This window comes from Cryobacterium sp. Hb1 (assembly GCF_004403585.1).
GTDB lineage: Bacteria > Actinomycetota > Actinomycetes > Actinomycetales > Microbacteriaceae > Cryobacterium > Cryobacterium lyxosi.
In genome coordinates, this window is record NZ_SOHI01000017.1 from 125,626 (window position 1) to 149,344 (window position 23,719).

Here is a 23,719-nt window from a genome sequence, read left to right on the forward strand (position 1 = left end):
TTCATGCGCGGAATTATTCTCGCCGGTGGCTCGGGCACGCGCCTGTGGCCGATCACCAAGGGGATCTCCAAGCAGCTCATGCCGATCTACGACAAACCGATGATTTACTATCCTCTGTCTACGCTCATGATGGCTGACATCAAAGAGATCTTGATCATCACGACCCCCGAATACAACGAGCAGTTTCGGGCGTTGCTCGGCGACGGTTCTGACTTGGGTATTCGCATCGAATACGCGATTCAGTCGTCCCCCGATGGTCTCGCGCAGGCGTTCATCATTGGCGAAGAGTTCATCGGCGACGAGAGCGTTGCTCTCGTGCTCGGGGACAACATCTTCCACGGTGCGGGACTCGGCTCGGCGTTGAGAGGCAATGCGGAGATCGAAGGTGCGCGCATCTTCGCGTACCACGTGAGCAACCCCACGTCCTACGGAGTCGTCGAGTTCGATGAGGCCATGACAGCCATTTCGATTGAAGAGAAGCCGCCGAAGCCGAAAAGCAACTATGCCGTTCCCGGGCTGTACTTCTACGACAATTCCGTAGTCGCAATCGCGAAGACCATCGAGCCAAGCGCGCGTGGTGAGCTGGAAATCAGTACGGTCAACGAGCGCTACCTGGAACAGGGGACCTTGCACGTGCAGGTACTCGACCGCGGCACAGCGTGGCTCGACACGGGGACCTTCGAATCCATGATGCAGGCGTCAGAGTATGTGCGCGTGATCGAAGATCGGCAGGGGTTTAAGGTCGGCTGCATTGAAGAGATCGCCTGGCGTGCCGGCTGGATCAGCGATGCGCAACTTGCTGTCCTAGCCGCTCCGTTGCTAAAGAGCGGCTACGGCCGCTATCTCGCCGGCCTGATCGCCACAGCTGATTGACGCGACTCGGATCGAGAGGCGGTGCGTTCACGCTCGCTTGAACTCCGACGGAAGTCGGCTTGACTCGCGCTGGGTGCGGCGGTAGAGCCGGTTTCCAAGAAGTCTGTCCCGGCCCTCCAATTGCGCTTGCGCCGCTTTCAGCGCGGCGCTGGAAGCGGTCAGGGCCTCGATGAGCACCGTGCTGCGCTGCTTGAGCTCAAGACCGACCTGCTTCGACTCAAGCCGACGTGGCTCAGAGGCGGCCAGAGCAAGGTCGCGATCACGGGTAAACGTCTGCGCCTGTTCGAACAGCACGGCTTGCTGGCGTGCTGACGGTGCTGGATCAAAAGGCGGCACAACGTGGTGCTCAGCCGTGCCCAGAATCTCCGTGTAGCGGTCGAAAGCCTGGTTGATGAGTCGACCATCGCGTGCGATCTGCTCCGAGAAGTCAAATTTCTTTGGCTACAACACAGCCAGCATGGCTACGAGCCCGTGGTCATCCCGAACCAGGTGCGAACCGAGTGCCCGGTCTAGAAAGTAGTACTCGGCCTTCGCCTGGTGGATAGACGCAAAAGGAATGTTCTGGCTGTACGCGTAGATCGAGGCTTGAAGCGAGGAGACCACCACCTAGTCCATCTGGCGGATCACGGGATGCAGCGGCAAAGGGTCGAGTCGGTCCAATACAACACTTTTTTCCCGATTAAATGGGAGGTTTCTCATGAATGACTGGTCGCCGTTGTAGTGGGGGAACGGGAGGAAAAGCTTTTTATGGAGAATCGCATCGATGATCGGGGTGAGATCTTCTATGAGTCGAAGGAAGCACAGCACCACAGGGATCTCCACAACCGGCTCACCTGGCTCTATGCCCTTAATGTCGAAGTGGTCGCTCTGGAGCAGCGTCGCGCACGGAAGCACCTCGGCATGAGGAACGAAGGAACGGAGTACGTCTACTTCGTGCTCCGAGCGTGCCGAAATACACGCGTAGTCGTTGAGGTGCCCCAGGTCGTCGGCCAGTGACCACACGCCGGCCGCGTTGCGGATGTGCCCGCCGGGCTGACGGTACGCATCGTGGCAGGGGTCCCCCTGCATACGACCTTACCGCCGCCGATGAACAAAGGGCGGGGACTGCTTGATCGAACAGATTGACAATTCGCGAAGTCAATCCGCCCGCGGCAAACAGGTGCTCGGCGGCGACTCCGATCGCGATGTCGCCGGTGTTCCTGCTCACGGAGTCGTAGAGCAGGTTGGCTACGGAAACGGCCAAGTCGAACGCAACCGGAGGGTTGATGTCGAAGCGGGGCTCAAGCCGCAAGATTCCGCCACCGAAATTTGGGCCAAACCGGCACCGCCGGTGACGAGGAACTTCACCAAGGAGCAACCGTTCCGTTCTCTCCAATGGCCTAGATGTCTCTACCGGACACCCATTGGAGTGCATCCCAGCGAACGAATTCACGAACTTCCCGGCACGGATTGTTAGAATGAATTCGAATTTCATTGGCGGTTCTAGAGACGGAAAAATGACTATACCCACACCTGATGAATCGGACCTCGCCCGCGACGCTCGGCAGTTGGCTCTCGTCGATCGAGTGATCGGTTTGCAGGCCGAGGTAGCCAACTTGAACGTCACGTATCCCAATCGGATAAATGCCCTGGAAGCGGAGTTGCGTGCGCTCCTCACTTCACGAACCTGGAAGACCGGGCGGGCAGCAGTGAGCCCGCTGCTGTTCGCCCGGAAAGTTCTGCGCAAGATCAAGAATCGGCGTAAGGCGTGATGTCCGCGACTGATTCCGGATATTCCAGTCCGACCTCAGTTACTTTCGTGTTGCTGTCTGACGATGGCGGTGAGAATGCGGAGCGATTCCTGCAGTCGGCACACGGGAGCGATGCGATCCACGTCGAATTTGTCATAGTTTGCTCGAAAGATACACGATGTTTCCATGGGGACAACGTCGTTGTACGTGAGCTGGCGGTGGACGAGTCCGTTGCGGAGGCCGTAAATGCGGCCGTCGATGGCGCCACCAGTGACTTCATCAGTATTTTGCGCCCCGAGGGCGTCGCGACACCCGACGCACTCGATGTCTTTTCCGCGTTCGTCGAAGATCATCCTCGCGCCGAGATCATCTACTCGAATGAGGCAGCTTTGGGTCCAGAGGGCAACCTGTTGTCCCTAAACAAACCCATCTTCTCGCCAGAGCGGCTGCGGTGCCAGTTTTACTTTGGGGACTTCGTCTTCTATCGGCGCGAGCTATTTCTCCGCGTGGGCGGGTTGAACAAAGCACGCGCGGGAGCGCTCCTCTACGACCTTGCACTGCGGTCAACCCGTGAATCTCGTGCTGTCGAGTTCATTGGCGAGCAACTGTTTCTTCGCGAATCGTCCGATAATGGCGACTCCCTGCTGGACGATGAAGCCCTGGACTCGACTCGCGCCACCCTCTCAGAGCACCTCGAGGCTACCGGTGGGGGGGTCGTCAAATCGGTCGACCCACGCGGTGTCCACGACACCCGGCGTCTCGTCAAGGGTGAACCACTGATCTCCATCATCATTCCTACTCGCGGAATTTTTTCCTTCATCGATGGAGCGCGGCGCTGCTTCGTTATAGATGCAGTGAAATCCATAGTCGACCAATCCACCTATCGAAACTTCGAACTCGTCCTAGTAGTTGATTCGGTTGCGGACGCGGATGTCGTGGTCGAACTCGTGCGTTTAGCGGGGGATAAAATACGGTTCGTTGAGTGGAGTAAGCCGTTCAACTTCTCCGACAAAGTGAACTTGGGAGTGCTCCACTCTCGTGGCGAATTCGTACTTCTCTTGAATGACGACATTGATGTGATCTCCCCAGATTGGCTTGAATCCCTTCTTGCCCTCGCGCAGCTTCCAGGGGCTGGGATGGTTGGTGGCATGCTGTACTACAGCGATGAAACCATCCAACACGCGGGCCACGCCTACCATGAGGGCGACGCCTCGCACATTGGACTTGACGTCCCACGCGGCGATCGGGGACCTCTTGACGGGTACCTTGTCGAGCGTGAGGTGGTTGGTGTCACTGCAGCGTGCGCCATGATGCCACGCGACGTCTACTTCGAAGTCGGCGGCTTGTCGAATTTGTTGCCGGGAAATTTCAACGACGTTGACCTCTGTATGAAGACGACATGGACCGGCCATGACATCTATTGGACACCCCACGCTGAGCTCTATCATTTCGAGTCAAAAACACGAGATCCTTCGGTTCACGCGATGGAGGTTCATGTCGCTTGGGGACGGTGGAGTTTTCGAATGAACGACACTCGGTATTGGCCCTATGCGTTGAGTCGAGCACCTCGCTAGCTACGGGTGAGCCACCAGGACCGCACGTGCAGGGCTGCCCGCAGGCCTCCACGTATCGGAGCCAAGTACCAGCCGCGGTATTTTCGGGCGAGGTAGAGGTAGGCGCTCTGGTGATGCACCTGTAACATCTTGCTAGAATCCGTATTGGTTGAATGCGCCCCGGTGTGGGTCACCATTGCGGCAGGAAAATATAGGTTCAGCCAACCCGATTTTCCTAATCGGTAGCCCAGATCCACGTCTTCGAAATACATGAAAAAAGCCTTGTCGAAGCCGCCGAGGGCGTCGAAGGCACTTCGTCTCACGAGGAGGCACGATCCGGAAAGCCATCCTGCTGAGCGGGTCGTCTCCGATTGCAGAGCATCACTGAGGTATCGAGTCGTCCACGGGTTTGACTTCCAAACACGTGCAAAGACTGCGTGGCCAACCCCGGTGCGCAATGAGGGCAGACGCCTAGCGGATGGGTATACGGAACCGTCGGAATTCAATACGCAGGGACCGATAGATCCAGCGTCGGGCCGGGCCGCAAGGGTCTCGACCAGACTCGACAGGGAGCCAGGACGGAGCTCGATATCGGGGTTGCTAATCAGCACAGATGTGAAGCTGGCAGGCAGCGTTTCGACGGCCACATTGATGGCCCCGCCGTAACCCAGGTTCTGGCCGATCTCGAGAAAGGTGGCCTCAAATTCATCGCAGTACCGACGAGCCTCCTCAACGTCTGTGGATCCATTGTCGGCGACGACGACGCGCACAGGTTCAGGTTCGCTGGAACGAACCGACTGCAGAAAGTGACGCAGGTGAGCGCCCGAGTTGTATGTGACGGTGACAATTGCCGTCGAGTCCAGCCGTGTTTTGGGCATTATAGATTAAGCATAGTCGGGCCCTAGTGAAGCCATCGCTACTTAGAGAGCGCACCCGTGCTCCCCGCGTTGGGATCGGCTTGATACGATTGTATTTTCGCCGCCAGAGCGGGCCTCGGACGGATCGTTGGGAACTAAATGAAGTTTGTCAGACTTGTACTTACCGGGCTTCGGATTCTTCGAATCGAAGGGCCGCGATCATTTTTGTTTCGCACTCAAAAGAGGCTGCAGGCGGGCATAACGGGGCACATGATCACGCTCCCCGTAAAGACCGAGGACGCGCTCGCCGCCGATTGGTCTGAGCCGCCAGTTCAGCTCTCCACGCCCATTTCGGTCGCGTCGGGACCGGTGACGATCGCCTGGGTCATGTCACCGCCAAGCGCCACTAGTGGTGGACACCAGAACCTCTTCCGGTTCATTGATTTTGCAGAAAAAGCCGGCCACAGATGCCTGATCTACTTCTACACGAACACCCCCGTTGTCGTAAACAGCCGCGATATGCGGGCAATGCTTCGCAAATCAGCGGCATATCCTGACATCAAGGCTGAAATGTCCATGTACGACCGTAACAAGGGAGTGGACCCTTCCGCCCAGGCAATCTTTGCGACGGGTTGGGAAACTGCCTATCCGGTATTCCTCGACCAATCGACTGCGCGACGCTTCTATTTCGTGCAGGACTTCGAGCCGAGTTTCTATCCCGCCGGATCGGAGGCAATGCTGGCGGAGAACACCTATCGGTTTGGGTTCCACGGCATTACCGCCGGCGGGTGGCTGTCACACAAGCTCAATGTTGACTATGGTATGCCAACCGACCACTTTGACTTCGCCGTCGAGACACAGTTCTACAACGTTACGAACACAGAGCCTCGGAAGGAAATTTTCTTCTATGCTCGCCCGGTCACCCCCCGTCGTGGCTGGGAGCTTGGGTTGATGGCGTTGGAGCAATTTGCGGCTGCGCGACCTGACATCACGATCAATCTTGCGGGCTGGGACGTTTCGAGCTGGGATATTCCGTTCCAGCACAAGAACTTGTCAGGAGTCGACATTTCGCAGCTGAACGCGATTTACAACCGCTGCGCCGCGGGGCTCGTGCTGTCCGCTTCGAACCTATCTCTGCTACCCCTCGAGCTGATGGCGAGTGGTGTCACTCCCGTCGTGAATGACGCGCCGAACAACCGAATGGTTGCGGATAACCCCTATATCGAGTACGTGCCGAGTGCGCCCGGGGCCATTGCGAAACGATTGATTGCCGTCGTCGATCGATCTGATGCCGCCCAACGATCGGTTGCGATGTCTAAATCGCTTGAGGGCGTCACGTGGGAACGCTCCGGAGCGCAATTCGTCGAGGCGTTTGAAAGGGCAATGCGTGGCTAAGGCAGTTGTTATAGGAGCAAACGGGTTTGTGGGGTCGCACCTGGTTGATTCGCTCGTCGACGCGGGCCACGACGTGTCGGCTTTCGATCGCTTTAGCTCTACTGAACCGACGTTTACGGCTCGAGAAGTTTCGATCTTTCGTGGGGAATTCTTGAGCAGAGCGGACTTGGAGGAGGCCGTTCGCGGCCAAGACCTGGTCTTTCATTTTCTTTCCACCACGAGCCCCGCCACCGCGGAGAGCGATCCCACGCTCGACATCCGCACAAACATTGCCCAGAGCGTGGAACTCTTGGAGGCGTGTGTGTCGGCGGGGACAAAGCATTTCTACTTCGCGTCGACGGGCGGCGCGATTTATGGCCCTCAGGGCAAACCGATTCACGATGAACAAGACCGAACGCTTCCGGTGTCTCCGTACGCGATCGGCAAACTCACCATCGAGAATTACCTGCGCTACTTCTCCGTGATGCATCATCTCGAGTCGACGACCTTGCGTATCTCGAATCCGTTCGGTACCCGCCAGCGCCCGAATAAACGCCAAGGCCTTATCCCGATTGCCCTTCGTCAAATCGTTCTCGGCCGACCTGTCGCACGGTTTGGAAGCGGCTCCATGGTTCGCGACTACCTCTACGTCGAAGATCTTGTGGCGATGATTGCGCGAATGGTCGATACCGCCCCGAAATTCAATACGTACAATTTGGGCAGCGGCGTCGGGCATTCGGTCACGGACGTACTTAGCTCCTTGCGCCGTGTCACGGGCTCCGATTTTGACATTGATGAGCGACCAGTGCCGGCGACTTTTGTCGACAGTATCGTCCTCGACACGGCGCGATACAGAGCTGAGTTTGGTGACATTCCGCTGACTACGCTTGACGAAGGCGTGCGCCGAACCTATGAAGAAATCAGAGAGCAACATGGCAGCTGAAAATCCGCTTGCGACCGTCGTTATCCCCACGTACAACGGCGAAACTTACCTGCGTCGGATTCTCGAAATGGTCTCAATCCAGGAGGTGGACGGGCCGGTCGAGATACTTGTGATCGATTCGGGATCTACGGATTCGACCCTTGAGATCGTTAGAGACTTTCCCAACGTCATCCTTCATCAAATCGACAATTCAGAGTTTGGGCATGGAAAGACCCGCAACCTGGCGGCGCAGCTTGGAACGGGTACGTATATCGCCTACCTCACGCACGATGCTGTGCCTCTTTCCGCGGACTGGCTTCGCGAACTGATCGCACCATTCAGTATGGATGAGCGCATCGTTGCGGTGATGGGCAAGCAAGTGCCGCGGCCGAAATGCTTCCCGCTCATGAAATATGAGATTAACGGTGTCTTTGCGCAATTTGGTCCCGACTTCGGTACGACTGTCTTCTACAAAGACACATTTGTTACGAATCCTGGCATTCTCGGCGCTATCACGTTCTATTCTGACGTTAATTCGGCTGCGCGACGCGATGTCCTTGTCGATCGCATTCCCTATCGCGATGTGCGTTACGCCGAAGACCAGATGTTCGGCCAGGACTTGATAGAGGCCGGGTATCACAAGGCCTACGCCCCCAGAGCCGCCGTTGAGCACTCCAATGACCTCACCTATTCTGAGTTCGGGGCGCGAATATTCGACGAGACTGTTGGTCTCAGGCAGATCGGGACTGCGGTTGGATTGTTGGACAACAAGGGGATGCTCAGGCTGATCGCGCGCGGCATCGTTGGAGATACGCTTCGCATCCTCAAGGATCGTCAATACACCTCGAAGCGACGATTGTATTGGCTGGCCATCAACCCGTTCTTCCAGATTCGCAAGTGGACAAGTTACCGGCGAGCGGTCGACGTCGACCTGACCGATGACGCGGCCATCCTCTCCGGCTCGCTGGAGGGCCAAAGAAAAGGCAAGTAGGGGCCATTAGTCGCTGCAGGCTGACCGTATCTCCGTACCGATTCTCGCTGGTGACGTGCGTTCGCGGACCTCACCCATCCTCGCAAGTCCCTCCCGCCACTCGGGGTGGCCGAAGGTGTCTCGCGCGTACTCCATGGCCTGAAGGATCGAGGCTTCCGTGGGAGGGCCTTGAAGCAAGAACGGGTAGTCCGTTCCCAGCCAGTGTGCGGGTTCCTCCTCTGAGGCCTGGATGAGGATGTTCGAGTTGCAGTGCGCCGCAGTGAAGCCTTTCAAGAATGGCTTGAAGTGGTCCAGGTCGCGAGTGGCTCGGACGGCGTAGTGAAAGTTATACCCGGTGAGATGTGTGATCCACGATGAACTCTCCTTTGACGTGTCGACCGGGACAACGCTCACTTGCTTGGCAATCTCGGGCGTGATAATTCCGTTGATCGTCTCGCCGAAGTATGCCGTCCGCAGCAGGTCAGCGGGGGGCGAAACCTGCAATGCAGTCACCCGGGGATCCACGTGATGGTTGACTAACCGCACGGGCAGATGTGGAAAATTCAGAGAGTGCTGAGAAAAAGCGGTGTGAGAGGCTGCGATCAGTACATCGGCATAGTCACGGGTGATGGGCGGCGGGAGCTCGTCGACCACATCGAAGAGAAGCACGTTCCTGTTCTTCTTGAGCGATTCCAATCTCTCCATCGTCATCGCCTTGAGAGCACCCTTGGTAAGGAAGACGATGGAGTTGCGCATGTCAGTACGTAGCTCCACATACTTCACGTCCCGACCGGGCATCGCTCGGACGGCAATCGCGCTCAGCTGGGCGCCTCGCATGACGGTAGAACCGGATTGGCGATATTGCGCTGCGTACACGAATTTCACCGGCCGTGCACGACGAAACATCCCGCTCCAGTCTTCTGGGTGAATTTGAATTCTAGCCGGACAAGTAGACTTGATTCTCGGTTGTACGCCTAGAGGCCAGCTTCTGAACCGTCGTCGATCTGGAAGGCCTCTTACTGCGGCGCGTCGTCGACACCGAACCAAGGAGACATGCAGCATGACCCCACGACGCGTCGTGTACACGGCACTCATCGGTGGATACGAAGACTTGATCGAGCAGCCCGTGGCACGTGATTCGAGTGTGGATTTCATTTGCTTCACTGACGACCCAAACGCTACGAGTACCTCCTGGCACCTGATAGTGATTGAGCCCATATTCCCGTTTGACATGGTGCGCAGCCAGCGCAGCCTCAAGATTCGCGGGCACGAATCCCTCAGGAAATATGACGAGCTGTTATACATTGACAACGCCGTGCTCTTGAAGCAGGATCCCAACGAGATTCTCGATGACTGGCTAGCCACCTGCGACTATGCCGTGCCCCCACACAGCTTCCGCGAGCGGGTCATCGATGAATTCGACGAGGTGCTGGCGCTCAATTACGACGACCCTGCGCGAGTCAGTGAGCAGCTCATGCAGTACGCAGAGTTGTATCCGGATATTCTGAATCAGCGTCCATTCTGGAACGGCATGTCGGCACGGCGGAACACGCGTCAGGTGCGGGAGATGATGGCGACCTGGTTTGATCATGTTCTGCGATTCTCGCGTCGTGACCAGCTGTCGGCGAACGTGGCTTTCGCACTCGGCGGCGTGACCATTAATGCCGTGGATGAAGACAACCTAAATTCTCCCAGTCACCAATGGCCGGCCGGGGTGAATCGCCGAACACATCTGACCGAGATTACTCGCCAACGCTCAGGGCCATTGCTGGCTGCGCTGCGACGAACAGAACGAGACCTTATTGACGCAAATCAAGCGATTGTCGATTTGAAAGCTGGAGAGGAAGCGCGAGTCGCGCTCGAGCTGGAAGAAAAGGAACAGAAAATCGCCGAACTCGTCGACGCACTGGCCGTGCCGCAGACACGTGGCGAAGCGGCCGTTGTGGTCTTCGGTCCTTCCATGGCGCGACGTTTGATTCGCACGGCCGCAGTAGGACGCCGTGTACGCCAGGGTTCAAGCCGCATTCTTGGGAGGAACAATCATTAGAGTTCTCGTCACCGGAGTGGCCGGATTCATTGGATCAACAACGGCCCGCGCACTTCTCGCGTGCGGCTTCGAGGTTGTAGGCGTCGACGCGCTCACGGACTACTACGATCCAAAGATCAAGCGACAGAACATTTCGACGCTGCCTCAAACGGGGTTCACTTTCGTGGAAGGCGACCTGAATAGTCTTCCGCTGCCAGAACTCCTCGTCGGAGTTGACGCTGTCATCCATTTGGCGGGCCAGCCCGGAGTGAGGGGCTCGTGGGGTGCTCAGTTCGACTCTTATAGCCGGAACAACGTTGAAGCCACTCAGCGGCTTCTGGAGGCCGCACGGGAAAGCCGGGGCCTGCGCCGTTTCGTCTATGGGTCCTCATCGTCCGTCTACGGGCAGGCCAAATTGTACCCAACGACCGAAGACACGATGACTCGGCCATATAGCCCGTACGGAGTCACCAAATTGGCGGGTGAGCACTTGACGTCGCTCTACCGCGACAACTTCGGACTCCCCGCTGTGAGCTTTAGATTCTTCACCGTTTACGGTCCGCGTCAACGACCCGACATGGCATTCTCCAAATTTCTACGCGCGGCCGAAAACGGTGAGGCCATCACGGTATACGGAGATGGTAGCCAGATTCGCGATTTCACCTTCGTTGACGACATCGTCTCGGCGCTGATCGTGGCGGTCTCCATTGACGGAGAACTTCCGCCTGTGATGAATCTGTCGGGTGGTTCGAGCGTGTCTGTCATGCAAATCTTGGACCTCGTGAGTGAGGTCACCGGCCGCAAGTTGGACCTGCAGTATCTGCCCACCATGGATGGCGACGTCACCCGAACGGGAGGAAGCGCGTCCCAAGCTGCACTATACCTGGGCTGGGAGCCTCGGGTCCCAATAGCAGAGGGCCTGAGGCTCCAGTTCGAGTGGTCCCAGCAGCGTTAGCGGGGCTGTTTCGAACGAACTGCCGCTGCAACATCCATGCGTAGGTAGCCCGTTCCGAATTCCGGGCTCTTGACACCGAAACTCGATGCAGGATTTAGACGATCGAGTGATTCCCCAGCCAGGGTTTCCAGACTGCCACGCAGGGTGTACTGGCCGGCGCCGAGGGCCTGCCGTGCAAAGTTGAACTCTACAGTGTGCTGACCCGTAGCCACGGGAAGTTCGAGCTTGAGCATTCGCGTGTTTAACCCGTAAATGGGATCCCCTTGGGCCGTCTCAATGGCAATTCCTGCGACTAGCGGTGGCTGTGGTTCCCTGAGTTCATAAGTGAAAGCCACCGTCATGTCGTCACCAGATTCTGCGGTGACTTTGTCGGCGGGCTGGTCTGAGACGACAGCGATTTCAGTGATACGTGCGGGGGCGACGACTTCTTCTGTCACCACGGTTCCTCCTGCGCGCTGGCGTTCCTCGTGCCGGCGCTGCTCTTCGTAGCCGAATCGGAGAACGCGCAAACCGTCAGCGGGTGGCCCATCGAAGGTCATCTCTCCGTGATTCATCACCACAACGCGGTCGCAGAGTCGACTGATCTGGGATGCAGAGTGGCTCACCACTACAATAGTGCGGCCTTCTCGTTGGAATTCCCGAATCTTCTCCATGCATTTATTCTGGAAAGGCTCATCCCCGACGGCGAGAACTTCGTCAACCAGAAGGAGATCTGGATCGACGTGCACGGCGACAGCGAAAGCGAGCCGGACGTACATGCCCGAGCTGTAGAACTTCACCTGAGTGTCGATGAAATCCTCGATGCCGGAGAAGTCGACGATGGCATCAAAGTGGCGATCGATTTCCTTTTGGTTCAAGCCGAGGATCGCGGCATTAAGATAAACGTTCTCTCGCCCCGTGAGGTCTGGGTGGAAACCCGCTCCTAACTCCAGCAGCGCCGCCATGCGACCTCGACGTTTGACAGTGCCGGACGTTGGCTCAATAATCCCACCGATGACCTTGAGCAATGTGCTCTTGCCTGATCCGTTATGGCCGACAAGTCCGACGGTGCTTCCGGTTTCGACATCTAGGCTGATATTGCGTAGCGCCCAAAAATCCTGGCGATGTTGCTTGGCCGTGTTTGCGTTGACTATCCGTTCTTTGAGCGATTTGTGTTTGTGCAAAACGAACTTCTTCGAAACGTCACTGACGCTGATGATTGTGGGCGTTGTCACAGTTAGAGCTCCTGGGCGAAGTTGCCTTGCAGACGTGAGAACACACGCTGAGAAATCCAGAGGAGAAGAACGCTGCACAGGAACGCGATGAGAAGGCGAATCTCCAAATTGTCAGGCCAGGCTTGGGCCATGGCGCCTGTGCCGGTCGAGCCACCAGCCCAGAGAGCTTTCTGCGCCGCAACAATGGCTATCGTGACCGGATTCGCGAGGTAAATCTGCTCCATCCAGTTGCCCTGCAGCTGGTTTTGGATGAACGTAAACGGATACACGATCGGTGACATCCAGAAGAACACGATGAGGTAGATCTCGACGAAATGTTGTACGTCACGCAGGTAAACGTTGAGTGCCGAAAGCAGCAATCCGACAGCCGTGCCGAAGATCAGAAGCGTGAGGACTGCCGCTGGTGCGAGCAAGAGATCGGCCGTCCACAGGAAAGTGCTTAGCACGGCGATGCCGCCGATGAGCACAATTGACTGGATGCCAAAATTCACCAGAGCGCTGCCCACGGAACTGAGGGGGAAGATTTCCCGCGGCAGGTAGACCTTTTTCACCAGACCGGCGTTGGCAAGGATGGACGTTGTGCTTCCACTGATGATCTCGCTGTAAAGCGTCCACATTGTTAGGCCGATGAAGACGAAGACCGCAAAATCAGGTACTGATCGAGCTGCGCCGAGAATCTGGCCGATCGCAAAATAGTAGATGAGAAGTTGGACGAGCGGACGAAATAGGCTCCACACTATGCCCAAAGAACTGTCTTTATAGCGGGCCTTTATTTCCCTCTTGACCAGCCGAGACAGCAGTTCTCGATGGCGCCAGATGTCGAGGAGTGACCGTCCGGAACCTTTGAAAAAACCAGTCGGTTGTCCTGCGTCAAAAAAATCCTGATTGGCGATGAAGATTTGGCGTTCAGCCTTCCGCTCACGTTCACGCGTTTCAGAGTCCAAGAGATTCCTTCATCCAGGGGTACCAACTTTCTAACCACATATTCTAAGCACACGAATCTGCACCAACAGTGTGCACCGTTTCCGTTACTATTACTTCGACGCGGTTTCTCCCGTCGTGATCCAACCAGAAAGTGTTCTTCGCGTGAAATTCTTGGAACCACGACGGCGTGGGCCAGCGTCGAGACAGTCGTGCTGATCTCGTCTGTGCCCACCAGTTGCCCGCACGGACCCAGCGCCCGTGTCACAAATTTTGCCCCTGAATTCGCGACGGTACTGTCCCGAGCCACGAAAATGGAGATGCCGTGAGATTCAGAAAATCTATTGGGCTGGTCCTTGCCGCTGCCCTCTGGGGTTCCCTGCTGACAGTGGCTGGGCCGCTCTCAACCGCGCAGGCGGCCAACGCGCAACTGTTCAACCCGGGCAACATCATCAGCGACGCGCAGTTCTTCGACGGCGGGGCCATGACCGCTCCGGAAGTTCAGAGTTTCTTGAATTCGCAGGTTGCGACGTGCCGCTCCGGGTACGCCTGCTTGAAAGACTACCGCCAAGACACTCCAAATCGGGCTGCGGTACCGGGGGACTGCTCCGCATATACAGGGCGATCGGCTGAAAGCGCGGCGGGTATTATCACCAACGTTGGTGCCGCGTGCGGGATAAGTCAGAAAGCGATGCTCGTTCTCCTCCAGAAGGAGCAGGGCCTCGTCACAGACACCTGGCCGACATCGCGTCAATATCGAAGTGCGACCGGATACGGCTGTCCAGACACAGCCGATTGTGATTCCACCTATTACGGGTTCTTCAATCAGGTCTACGCGGCCGCCCTGCAGTTCAATTACTACGCCAACAACCCGTCCCGATGGAATCACGCTCCGGGCCGCGTCAACAACGTTCGCTGGCACCCGAATGCAGCATGCGGGACAGGCGAGGTCTTTATCCAGAATCAGGCAACCGCGGGCCTGTATAACTACACTCCGTATCAGCCGAATGCGGCCGCTATGGCCAATCTGTACGGAACGGGCGACGCCTGTAGCTCCTATGGAAACCGTAACTTCTGGCGAATCTTCACCGACTGGTTCGGCGCGCCGCTTGCCTCCACCAGTCTGTTTCGCACGGCGGACAATGCCACCGTGTACCTGGTCTCTGGAACGTCTAAGTTTCCTATTCCCAGCCTCGGACTAATGGCAGCTTTCGCACCCCTGGGGCAAGTCGGATTTGTGTCGCAAAATTACTTGGACGGGTTTGCCACGAAGCGTAGTGCCAGTCGAATTCTGCGGTCTCCGGATGGGCGAATTTACTTCCACGACGCGGGCATAAAGTTGCCATTCGATACCTGTGCCCAAGTCGTGGACTACGGAGGGTCGTGCAATGCCGACGGCTACGTTCAGCTGACCGATACACAGTTGGCCGCGTTCCAGACTGGCCCGCTGGTCGTTTCTGTCCTTGCCACGAGGGAAGGGCCCCGATACTTCATGACGCTTGGAACCAAAAGAGAGATCCTTGACGCTCAATCTCAAGTCGAAGCGGGTATACCCCTGCAGCAAAATGTCTTGACTGAAGCTGCCGTTGAAGCGTTGCCATTTGGCACCCCAATCGTGCGCGATTCTGTGTTGATCAAAAAAAGATATACGTCGGACTATGCACTGTTCGCTAATGGAACCAGATCACCCATCGGCACGGCCTATTCCGCGGCTCTCGGTCTTCAGTCCAGGGTCGCTGGGTCCCTACACGCCACCAGTCACAGTAAACTCGCCCCGTCGGGTGCCGAATTTAATGGCTTAGTGAAATCTGACGGTGACGCCGGTGCATGGCTTTTGACGGCCAATGGTCGTGCCCGGTGGGATGCTGCAGCAGCTCAGTTCGGTTTGCCGGCGGCGAGCGTCTCACAATCCTTTCTCGACTCGAATGTCGCAGGTGAGAGTATTGCCGCCGGGGCACTCCTGCAGGACCCAACTTCCAAAGTGGTCCATGTGCTCATGGGCGACGAAATCAGGCCAATTTCATCCTGGGAGGCACTGCTCGCGCTGTCAGACACAACGACGCCAACTATCCATCCTGTTACTACCAGCATTATCGCGGCAATCCCGAAGGGGGCGGTGGCGCTGACCGCGGGAACGCTCGTGCGGTCCCCGGATAACCCTTCGGTGTTTCTCGTCAATGGCGTGACTAACCGGATCGCGTTGTCAAGCTTCGACTTCACAACGGAGGCTGGGATAACCGGATTTACCTATGAGCCTGCCGAGCGGATCAACGCTTATCCGCTGTCGAGTACCAACCTTACGTTCGGGATCACCTGTGGGGATACCCGCTATGTTTCGAGCGGCGGCAGCCTGCACAAAATCGCCCCTGCGGCCCATGCTTTGTATCCGTTCACGTTTGTTGCCCTGGACGAATTTACCTGCAACCGACTCATCATTGGCTCCGATGCCACCGATTTTATTCGAACCCCGAATGGTGCGATCTACCAGCTCGTTGCCGGGCAGAAGCGTCCAGTGACGTCCATGGAGCGGTTTGCACAGTTGAGCGGGGGGCGCTCTTGGCTTCAAGTGATCCCACGATTTGCAGACATGATTCCCACCGGAGCCGTCGCCTAGGAAAAGTCGCCAGGTACTACTAAGACCCCACGAGGTGGATGCGACCGTGGCGTGCGCTGGCAGTAACTGGGTACATTCCCGTCGCGTTTCCGGCGGGTCGACACAGAAAGAGCTGATCATGGGGCGTGCGTTGGATGAAACCACGTGACTTGATCTCTGTGGAGAGGACACGGGAGGGCGCTGTAACCGCTTCTCAACCGTCGCGTCGTCGATCGGCCCTGCGATCACCCATCATCGCCGAGATCCAGGCACTTCGTGCCTTGGCTGTGACGCTTGTCGTCATTTTTCATCTCTGGCCCAACCGCCTTACTGGCGGCTACGTCGGTGTCGATGTGTTCTTCGTAATATCCGGATTCCTCATCACAACTCATATCAGTCGCCAGATCGAAGATCGCAACTTCGCTCTTAGGGATTTTTATGCGCGACGGATCAGAAGACTGCTCCCTGCGTCATGCCTGGTCCTGCTGGTGAGCATTGGCCTGACCGTGATGGTCGTCCCGCGCTCTATGTGGCAGCAGTTTGGTGCAGAGTTCCTCGCCTCGGCTTTCTACGTGCAAAACTGGCTGCTCGCTGGGAGCGCAGTGGACTACCTCGCCGCCGAGAACGCTGCGTCGCCGGTCCAGCATTTTTGGACGCTGTCCGTTGAGGAGCAGTTCTACCTGATCTGGCCGCTGTTTCTCATGTTGTCATTTTTCGGGGCACGCCGACGGCGGGGGGCGGTATTGCTTGCACTGGTCCTCGTTACGGTTGTATCGCTGACCTTCTCGGTTTCCTACACGAGCTCCAATTCCGCGGCTGCATACTTCATAACACCGGCTAGGGTGTGGGAATTCGCAAGCGGCGGTTGCCTGGCAGCCTTCCTAAGTTGGCGCGCGCCATGGCCGAAGGGGGCAGCGTGCCTATCACGATTCTCCGGAATATCCGGAATCAGCGGAGTGGCGCTCGTCCTGGCCGCGGCGGTGGTGTACTCGGGTGAAACGGCCTTCCCCGGCTATGCGGCGCTCCTGCCGGTCATTGGCACTCTCTTCGTCATAGTTTCGGGTTGGGGGCGACCGAGCTGGTTCCGTAGAGTGAGTTCGGCGCGCCCAGTGCAACTGGTGGGTAACATCTCCTATTCCATTTATCTGTGGCACTGGCCGCTGATCGTCTTATGCCCATACGTATTTGGCGGTCCCTTGGACTTGGAGCAAAAAGTAGTTGTTCTTGGCCTCACAGGCCTTCTTGCGTTTGGAACTTGGCGATATGTAGAGCTTCCTTTTCAGCGCGCCCGCACTTGGAATGTTGTGGGTTCCAAGAAGCCGTTCCTCTTCGCGGTGGCATCGACGTTGGTCATCGCCATGACGTGCACGATGGGCTTTGTTGTCATTCGTAACCAGGTGGACGCGACATCGGCGGCGGTTGACGCCTTACGCGGCACACCATGTCTCGGAGCCGGCGCTACCAATCCCGATCACGAGTGCCCTGATCCCTTCGACGTTACAGCGACAACCGATGTCGCGTTGGCGGCCGGTGATATCGGAGTCGGCGTGGCCATCGGCCCCTGTGAACTCGGCGCGGGCACCGTTCCTCTGGAACCCTGCACGTTCGGGGAGATGAAGAACCCAACGATGACGATCGCTCTGTTCGGTGATTCGCATGCTGGTCAATTCATTGAGGCGCTAGCTCCGGCAGCTGAACTGCACGGCTGGAAAATATTGACGTACGTTAAAGGGGGATGTCCTGGAATCGGTGTTGTTCCGTCGAATAGGGACTGCAGTGGCTGGGGCGTTAACGTCATCGATTTGCTCAAGGCCGATTCCAGCGTCGATGCCGTCATCACATCGAACGCGACGAGTAAGTATGTCGGGGGAATGAGTTCAATGCTCGACGAAGGGCTAGTCACCAAAGACCTAACGTCGCTCGTGGACGCGGGGATGCAGGTCATCGTCCTGAGGGATCCTCCTGGATCGGTGAGGGGCGATGAGGGTACTGCGTCCCTTAACGTGACTGAATGTCTGGCAACGACGTCTGAAAGCGAGGCGCCGTGCGCCGTAAAACGAAATGACCTTTTGACAGACGACACCATGACGCGAGCGGCCCGAGACCTGCCTTCGGTAGATTTCATGGACCTTTCCGAAACGTTTTGCGACGACAACCACTGTTTTCCGGTGATTGGCGGTCTCGTCGTCTATGCCGACGGGAGTCACTTCACCCGGTCTTTCGCGGCGACGTTGGCCCCGATATTGGGTGACCGCCTTGTCCAGGCCTTTTCAAGCAGATAAATAACGGGTGCAGGTACCGTTTTCAGTTTTGGTATTCTGGAGCATTAGCGCGGCCAAATAAGGCCTGGCGTTTTGTAGTCAACGCCGCAATACCTGCGTTTTAGGAATAGCAATCAAAGTCAGTTCCAGAACTCGAAAGAAGGGTGTCGGCGCGTGGCCGATGACCGAGACCTGCGTTGAATGTGCTTTGTTGATGAGTGAAAGAATTGAGAATGCCGAGGAGTGTCGGATGTTTGAGATGAAGTTGGCGTCGCACACGACTACCGTGCGCACGAGGGTGACCACGGACGCTGCCAACTCCTACCGGTGCTGGCGGCGTCGCGTCGAATCTCCATGCAATTAATACTGGCCCCGGTGAAAATGTATCGTTCGGGTGCTCGACCGTCGTCGTCTGATTAGTCGGAGCGAAAAATACAATTGGCGAATATAATGACTGAGAATCACCACGCCCTGCAATCAATGAACCGTAGCCGTGCGCGTAAAATTGACCAACTGATCTGCATCCTCCTTGCGCTCGCGAGTCTGGGGCTCGTCCTGTGGCAGGTGCCGAAGCATACGACGGTCTCGCCAGCTGACGAGTATGTCTACATTGACTACCTCGCAAAAGTGCCTGATCAAATAGTTGTCCATCGCGGTGAAGAAGTGGGTGCCTATGCGCGGAGCTACTTGGCCTGCAACGGGGTGCGTCTGCTGGGCGGTTATCCCGCCGATATGTGCATCACGCCCCCCCTGGATGACGATCCACGGCTCCCAAATTCGGGAATGACATCGGCTGACCTCTACACGCCGCTGTACTTCACGGCCACACGGGCGATGGCTCAGCCTCTCGTTTCTCTCGGCGTCGCGGATCTGGTCGAAGCAGGTCGAATTTCGGGATGGACTTGGCTCGCTGCCGCTGCGATTCTCCTATACCTGTCCTTGCGTCGGTGGAAGGTTCCGGTCGCCGTGGCGTCGGGTGTGTCCCTGCTTATGGTTGGATCTCTGCCGGCGTACTGGTCCAATACCTACGTGAGCACCGATGCTACGGGGCTCCTCAGCGGTGCGCTCATGCTCTTTGCCGCTACGCTCGTTATCGAGCGCAGGAAATTTGGCGCACTTCTATTTGTCATGTCTGCCGTCGCACTGCCCCTGCTGAAACTGCAGAATTTAATTGCGGTGGGCGTTGCCGCTCTTCTCCTCCTAATCGTGGCTGGAGTGAACGCGTACCAGGCGAATTCTGGTACGCGATCAAGGACCAGCGGTTTCCTGAAAGACGGCTGGACCAGGATGGCGATAGCGGCAATAGTCGGGGCGGTCGTTGCTCAGTGCATTTGGGTCATTATCCGCGCCGTGATAGCCATCGGGCCAGCTCCTGACCAAGGGATCTCGACTCCGATCACCGTGAAAGCGCTTATCAGTGAATTCTTCAAGTTCATTCCCGAATTGGGCAACGGGGCTGTGAATCCCAATACTTTTGGTTTTGGGGAATGGCTTGCCGCCGCTCTGATGACCTGGGCAATCGTAGGAGGAATATTCGGCCTTCTGCTGGCAGCTGAGAAAGGGTCGCATGCCGAGGCAATTGCCATTGCGTCGTTAACGGTTGCGGTCTTAGCAGGGCCGATATTAGCTGTCGTGCTGGTCACGATCAACGGATTCTATTTCACCCTGCCGCCCCGTTACGGGATCTCATTACTTCCGTTCTGCATGGCATGCCTGGCTCTGCTTTTTGCGCGAAAAACCTGGTTGGGATACTTTATTCCTGTTGTGGGCGTTGTCAGCTACGTGTCAATCCTGTCCATCACTGGGTAACGCACTGGGCCATATCATGGTTTAGATCTGATCTGCGCGCGGGACGCAGGAGGGGCTAGACGATCATCGTGAAGCGGAAGCGGTGCCCTCGGTGCTGAAACGGGCAGACTAAACTCAAATGGTCTTCCCCTCTTCGGTCGAAGATTAAATGGAATGGGAGAAATCCGTGCGGGCTCTACTTACTGGGGGCAATGGCATGCTGGCGGGCAGCATCCGTGCGGCGTGGAATTCTCAGAATGTTCAGGGGGAGTTGACATCCGTGACCAGGCTCGACGCCGATCTCACGGATTCGGTTGCGACCCAGTCGATGATGGAACGACTTCGACCTGACGTCATTCTTCACACGGCGGCACGCGTCGGGGGTATAGCGGCAAACATCGCAGACCCGGCAGGTTATCTGATGGACAATATTCTCATTGACTCCAGCGTGCTCAAGTCTGCCGTAGACCTCGGTGTCAAGCGTTTGGTGTACTTCGGGAGTTCATGCATGTACCCGCGGGACTACCGGCAGCCGCTCGTGGAGGGCGATCTCCTGGCCGCGTCTCTCGAGCCGACGAATGAAGGGTACGCGCTCTCGAAGATTGCCGCATCCAAGTACTGCGCATACGTTTCCTCGCAGTTCGGCCTAGAGTATCGAGTGATTATTCCTTCTAACTTGTATGGCCCGGACGACGATTATTCTCTCGGCCATGGGCACCTTGTCGCGGCTGCGCTGGCGAAAGTCCACGCAGCCAAGCAATCGGGGGCTCAATCAATCGACGTGTGGGGCGACGGAACAGCGCGGCGTGAGTTCACCTACGTTGGCGACTTGGCTGATTGGCTGGTCTCCCACCTCGATGAAGTTGGTTCCTGGCCCGAAATGATGAATGTCGGGTTTGGGCGAGATCATTCCGTTCTCGAGTACTACCAAGCGGCCATGGACGTTGTCGGATATCAGGGGAATCTTGTCACGGATCCAAGCAAGCCAGCGGGTATGCATCAAAAATTGATGTCCTCCGCCGTGGCAGCGGAATTCGGGTGGAACCCGCAAACGGAGGTTGTTGACGGTATGCGGCGAGCCTATAAACGGTACGTCGAGACGATTTCCTGAACCAGGCATTGACTTACCTTGTTCCCGATAGAAAGAAAATGAAACGCAATGACTGCATCTAGCTTTCCGCTCGCAACCACGACCTGGGACGAGGCCGAATACGACGCGCTGCAGCGGGTGATAGCTGGTGGCCGATTTACCATGGGGCCAGAAGTCAGATCGTTCGAAGAAGAGTTTGCTGCTTTTTTTGGGTCGAATCACGCCGTCATGGTGAATTCGGGCAGTAGCGCGAACCTCATTGCGCTTGCTGCAGCGGTTGCTAATCCCAATGTCGATCTCAATCCCGGCGACGAGGTGATTGTGCCCGCTGTCTCCTGGGCCACCACCTATTTTCCGGTTCATCAACTCGGCTTGACTCTTCGGTTCGTCGATGTGAACATCGACACCTTGAATATGGATCCGCAGTTAGTTGAAGAGGCTATCGGACCACGGACAAAAGCAATCCTGGCCGTAAGTTTGCTCGGCAACCCCGCGGATCTGAGTCGTCTGGCGTCCATCGCATCCGAAAACAAACTCGTGCTTCTCGAAGACAACTGTGAATCGCTGGGGTCGAAAATTGAGAACCGTTATACGGGGACGTTCGGCTTGGTCGGAACATTCAGCTCGTTCTTCTCTCATCACATCTCCACGATGGAAGGAGGACTGATCCTGACAGACGATCTCTACATGTATCAGGCGATGCTGTCGCTGAGAGCGCATGGCTGGACCCGGGACCTACCCGCGGATAACCTCATTTTTCCGAAAACGGGTGTCGCGTTCGAGGACCACTTTCGATTTGTTCTACCCGGGTACAACGTGCGGCCGCTCGAGATGTCCGGAGCCTTGGGCCGGGAGCAGCTCAAGAAGGTGCCCGGACTTATTGCCGGGCGTCAAAAGAATGCAAACTTGTTCACTGAGCGGTTTGCTGGGCGTTCGGACGTCCGTACGCAATTCGTGGCGGCTGAAAGTAGCTGGTTTGGTTTTTCGCTCATTCTTGAAGACAAATTGGCAGGCCGACGCGCGGAAGTAGTTGAGGCGCTGACGACGGCTGGAATTGAGTCACGTCCCATTGTGGCCGGTAATTTTACGAGGAACCCGGTCATGTCTCAGTTGAATGCCGTCGTCCCCGCATCGCTCGCAGCGGCCGACAAGATTCACGTCGACGGCCTTTTCGTCGGCAACCACCACTTTCCTATTCCCAACGAACTAGATCTACTCCTCGACACCATTCAGCGGATTTCCTGACCGTCTGTCTAATATGCGGGACGACTTTGAGGGTGCTCGGGTGAGTGCGCGGCGTTCGATAGCCTCAGTGGCAGTCGCTTCTGTTTTCGTGGCGGCTGGGGGCTACGCGATACTCGTGGTTGCGGCCCGTGCGCTTGGGCCTGAGCAGTACTTGAGCTTCTCAGTATTCTGGTCGGGACTTTACCTTGCTGTTGGCGCAATATTTGGACTACAGCAGGAAACAACGCGAAGCGTCAAGACAGTAGTGCTTGCAGCGTCGCACTCGCCAGGGACCGGCGCCCGCGCAATATATCCCGGAATAATTGTCGGCGTCCTCGTCGCCGCAGTGGTCGCGATCTCATCACTCAGCTGGGCACCGTCGGTTTTCGGCCAACAGTCGGCACTATTCGTGGCAATGATCGTTGCCGGAACGGTGCTGTACGCGGGTCACGCGACACTCGCAGGCGTCCTGGCCGGGTTCGGGACCTGGAACGCATATTCCGGGCTTCTGATCGCCGAGGCGGCTGTGCGGTTGTTCTTCATTTGCATCGTCGCTTTTCTTGCGCTGTCTGTCGCCGGGTTTGCCGCTGCGGGCACTCTGGGAATGGTCACCTGGGTGATGTTTTTGCTGCGCGCCAAGTTTCGCGCTGCTGCAACGACACGATTGGATGCGCCTCTCTGGAAATCCGTTGCAAACTCCATGCAAGCTGTCCTGGCGTCCGGCGCGAGTGCCATCATTGTGACCGGCTTTCCACTGGTCCTTGCCGGCATCGCACTAAACGAGGACGGTACTGAACTGGCCGTCATTATTCTCATCGTCACTTTGACCAGGGCACCAGTGATGCTCCCGCTGAATGCTTTCATGGGAATGATCGTGGCAAGTTTTGTCGACAGGAGCGCGCACAGCCTGTCGGTCGTGTTTCGGGCGATGGGCGCGGTTGTCGCCTTCGCGGCTGTTTTGGGAGTACTAGCGACCTTCGTCGGGCCGCCCTTGCTCGTGTTTTTCTTTGGTGATGCGTATGAAGCCGGTGGCCCTTTTATCGGCGGGGCGACGCTCGCAGCCGGCCTCATCGGCGTCATCAGCATAAGTGGCGCTGCCTTGTTGGCACGAGGGCGACACCTCATATATACGGTTGGGTGGCTCGTTGCGGCCCTAACGACCGGCGCTGTTCTGTTTCTTCCCATTCCCCTTGCCGAACGGGTACTCCTGTCGTTGGTTCTCGGCCCGGTCGTCGGCGCGATTCTGCATATTCGTGCCCTGGCCGGTCCTTCGATGACGCGCGGACGGCGGTCGTGACAGACCATTGACTATCATGGGAAGGACCAGAGTTCTTATAGCGGCCTCCATGACCGACGAGCAATGAAAAA

General features: G+C 57.1%; 23 protein-coding genes. 15 read left to right on the forward strand and 8 right to left on the reverse strand.

Going from position 1 to position 23,719, the window contains the following annotated elements:
- Window positions 1–3 precede the first annotated feature (3 nt).
- Complete coding sequence (gene rfbA / locus E3T38_RS06585) at window positions 4–873, forward strand: glucose-1-phosphate thymidylyltransferase RfbA (protein ID WP_134547243.1); 870 nt, start codon at window positions 4–6, stop codon at window positions 871–873.
- Between the two features lie 27 nt (window positions 874–900).
- Here the strand turns inward: rfbA and E3T38_RS06590 are convergent, their stop codons facing one another.
- From E3T38_RS06590 to E3T38_RS06595, 3 genes are all read right to left on the reverse strand, one after another.
- The gene (locus E3T38_RS06590; RefSeq protein WP_134547245.1) at window positions 901–1,209 is read right to left on the reverse strand and encodes a hypothetical protein; all 309 of its coding nucleotides are present in this window, start codon (window positions 1,207–1,209) and stop codon (window positions 901–903) included.
- Window positions 1,210–1,314: 105 nt separating this feature from the next.
- Window positions 1,315–1,476: a hypothetical protein gene (locus E3T38_RS16665; protein ID WP_166805450.1), complete on the reverse strand. Its 162-nt coding sequence runs from the start codon at window positions 1,474–1,476 to the stop codon at window positions 1,315–1,317.
- 3 nt (window positions 1,477–1,479) lie between these two features.
- A complete protein-coding gene (locus E3T38_RS06595; protein WP_134547247.1) occupies window positions 1,480–1,941 on the reverse strand; it encodes a hypothetical protein in 462 nt (153 codons plus the stop codon).
- A 40-nt stretch (window positions 1,942–1,981) separates the two neighbouring features.
- Between E3T38_RS06595 and E3T38_RS06600 the strand changes: the two genes are divergently transcribed.
- From E3T38_RS06600 to E3T38_RS06610, 3 genes are read left to right on the forward strand one after another with little or no spacing between them, the layout of a single operon-like run.
- Entirely contained in the window at window positions 1,982–2,329 is a 348-nt protein-coding gene (locus E3T38_RS06600; protein ID WP_134547249.1) for a hypothetical protein, read from the forward strand.
- A 40-nt stretch (window positions 2,330–2,369) separates the two neighbouring features.
- Window positions 2,370–2,624, forward strand: a complete 255-nt coding sequence (locus E3T38_RS06605; RefSeq protein WP_134547251.1) for a hypothetical protein — start codon at window positions 2,370–2,372, stop codon at window positions 2,622–2,624.
- Window positions 2,625–2,671: 47 nt separating this feature from the next.
- The gene (locus tag E3T38_RS06610) at window positions 2,672–4,177 is read left to right on the forward strand and encodes a glycosyltransferase (RefSeq protein WP_166805451.1); all 1,506 of its coding nucleotides are present in this window, start codon (window positions 2,672–2,674) and stop codon (window positions 4,175–4,177) included.
- Here the strand turns inward: E3T38_RS06610 and E3T38_RS06615 are convergent.
- On the reverse strand, window positions 4,174–5,034 hold the full coding sequence (locus E3T38_RS06615) for a glycosyltransferase family 2 protein (RefSeq protein WP_134547255.1): 861 nt from the start codon (window positions 5,032–5,034) through the stop codon (window positions 4,174–4,176). The genes E3T38_RS06610 and E3T38_RS06615 overlap by 4 nt on opposite strands.
- 249 nt (window positions 5,035–5,283) lie before the next feature.
- On the opposite strand from E3T38_RS06615, the gene E3T38_RS06620 reads away from it, so the two are divergent.
- The 3 genes from E3T38_RS06620 to E3T38_RS06630 are packed head-to-tail and all read left to right on the forward strand — an operon-like array spanning window position 5,284 to window position 8,300.
- On the forward strand, window positions 5,284–6,408 hold the full coding sequence (locus E3T38_RS06620; protein ID WP_134547257.1) for a glycosyltransferase: 1,125 nt from the start codon (window positions 5,284–5,286) through the stop codon (window positions 6,406–6,408).
- The gene (locus tag E3T38_RS06625; RefSeq protein ID WP_134547259.1) at window positions 6,401–7,330 is read left to right on the forward strand and encodes an NAD-dependent epimerase/dehydratase family protein; all 930 of its coding nucleotides are present in this window, start codon (window positions 6,401–6,403) and stop codon (window positions 7,328–7,330) included. Before E3T38_RS06620 ends, E3T38_RS06625 begins: the two co-directional genes overlap by 8 nt.
- On the forward strand, window positions 7,299–8,300 hold the full coding sequence (locus E3T38_RS06630; protein WP_241984335.1) for a glycosyltransferase family 2 protein: 1,002 nt from the start codon (window positions 7,299–7,301) through the stop codon (window positions 8,298–8,300). Before E3T38_RS06625 ends, E3T38_RS06630 begins: the two co-directional genes overlap by 32 nt.
- Before the next feature lie 6 nt (window positions 8,301–8,306).
- Here E3T38_RS06630 and E3T38_RS06635 read toward each other — a convergent pair whose 3' ends face one another.
- On the reverse strand, window positions 8,307–9,062 hold the full coding sequence (locus tag E3T38_RS06635; RefSeq protein WP_134547261.1) for a hypothetical protein: 756 nt from the start codon (window positions 9,060–9,062) through the stop codon (window positions 8,307–8,309).
- 328 nt (window positions 9,063–9,390) lie between these two features.
- Between E3T38_RS06635 and E3T38_RS06640 the strand changes: the two genes are divergently transcribed.
- Complete coding sequence (locus E3T38_RS06640) at window positions 9,391–10,326, forward strand: glycosyltransferase domain-containing protein (RefSeq protein ID WP_166805452.1); 936 nt, start codon at window positions 9,391–9,393, stop codon at window positions 10,324–10,326.
- The gene (locus tag E3T38_RS06645; RefSeq protein ID WP_255452732.1) at window positions 10,280–11,260 is read left to right on the forward strand and encodes an NAD-dependent epimerase/dehydratase family protein; all 981 of its coding nucleotides are present in this window, start codon (window positions 10,280–10,282) and stop codon (window positions 11,258–11,260) included. Before E3T38_RS06640 ends, E3T38_RS06645 begins: the two co-directional genes overlap by 47 nt.
- On the opposite strand, the gene E3T38_RS06650 is transcribed toward E3T38_RS06645, so the two are convergent.
- The gene (locus tag E3T38_RS06650) at window positions 11,257–12,474 is read right to left on the reverse strand and encodes an ABC transporter ATP-binding protein (RefSeq protein ID WP_134547265.1); all 1,218 of its coding nucleotides are present in this window, start codon (window positions 12,472–12,474) and stop codon (window positions 11,257–11,259) included. The genes E3T38_RS06645 and E3T38_RS06650 overlap by 4 nt on opposite strands.
- Window positions 12,475–12,476: 2 nt before the next feature.
- A complete protein-coding gene (locus E3T38_RS06655; protein WP_241984337.1) occupies window positions 12,477–13,418 on the reverse strand; it encodes an ABC transporter permease in 942 nt (313 codons plus the stop codon).
- 302 nt (window positions 13,419–13,720) lie between these two features.
- Between E3T38_RS06655 and E3T38_RS06660 the strand changes: the two genes are divergently transcribed.
- Complete coding sequence (locus E3T38_RS06660; RefSeq protein WP_134547267.1) at window positions 13,721–16,009, forward strand: hypothetical protein; 2,289 nt, start codon at window positions 13,721–13,723, stop codon at window positions 16,007–16,009.
- Window positions 16,010–16,143: 134 nt separating this feature from the next.
- Window positions 16,144–18,270 (forward strand): acyltransferase family protein, encoded by a 2,127-nt coding sequence (locus E3T38_RS06665; RefSeq protein ID WP_134547269.1) that lies wholly within the window; start codon window positions 16,144–16,146, stop codon window positions 18,268–18,270.
- Window positions 18,271–18,348: 78 nt separating this feature from the next.
- Here E3T38_RS06665 and E3T38_RS06670 read toward each other — a convergent pair whose 3' ends face one another.
- Entirely contained in the window at window positions 18,349–18,555 is a 207-nt protein-coding gene (locus E3T38_RS06670) for a hypothetical protein (protein WP_134547271.1), read from the reverse strand.
- 144 nt (window positions 18,556–18,699) lie between these two features.
- Here E3T38_RS06670 and E3T38_RS06675 point away from each other — a divergent pair, with 144 nt between their 5' ends.
- The 4 genes from E3T38_RS06675 (at window position 18,700) to E3T38_RS06690 (ending at window position 23,648) form a co-directional block, all read left to right on the forward strand.
- Window positions 18,700–20,058, forward strand: a complete 1,359-nt coding sequence (locus E3T38_RS06675) for a hypothetical protein (RefSeq protein WP_134547273.1) — start codon at window positions 18,700–18,702, stop codon at window positions 20,056–20,058.
- A 148-nt stretch (window positions 20,059–20,206) separates the two neighbouring features.
- A complete protein-coding gene (locus tag E3T38_RS06680; RefSeq protein ID WP_134547275.1) occupies window positions 20,207–21,148 on the forward strand; it encodes an NAD-dependent epimerase/dehydratase family protein in 942 nt (313 codons plus the stop codon).
- Window positions 21,149–21,196: 48 nt separating this feature from the next.
- Window positions 21,197–22,372, forward strand: a complete 1,176-nt coding sequence (locus E3T38_RS06685; protein WP_134547277.1) for a DegT/DnrJ/EryC1/StrS aminotransferase family protein — start codon at window positions 21,197–21,199, stop codon at window positions 22,370–22,372.
- Between the two features lie 388 nt (window positions 22,373–22,760).
- Window positions 22,761–23,648: a hypothetical protein gene (locus tag E3T38_RS06690; protein WP_166805453.1), complete on the forward strand. Its 888-nt coding sequence runs from the start codon at window positions 22,761–22,763 to the stop codon at window positions 23,646–23,648.
- The last annotated feature ends 71 nt before the right edge of the window (window positions 23,649–23,719 follow it).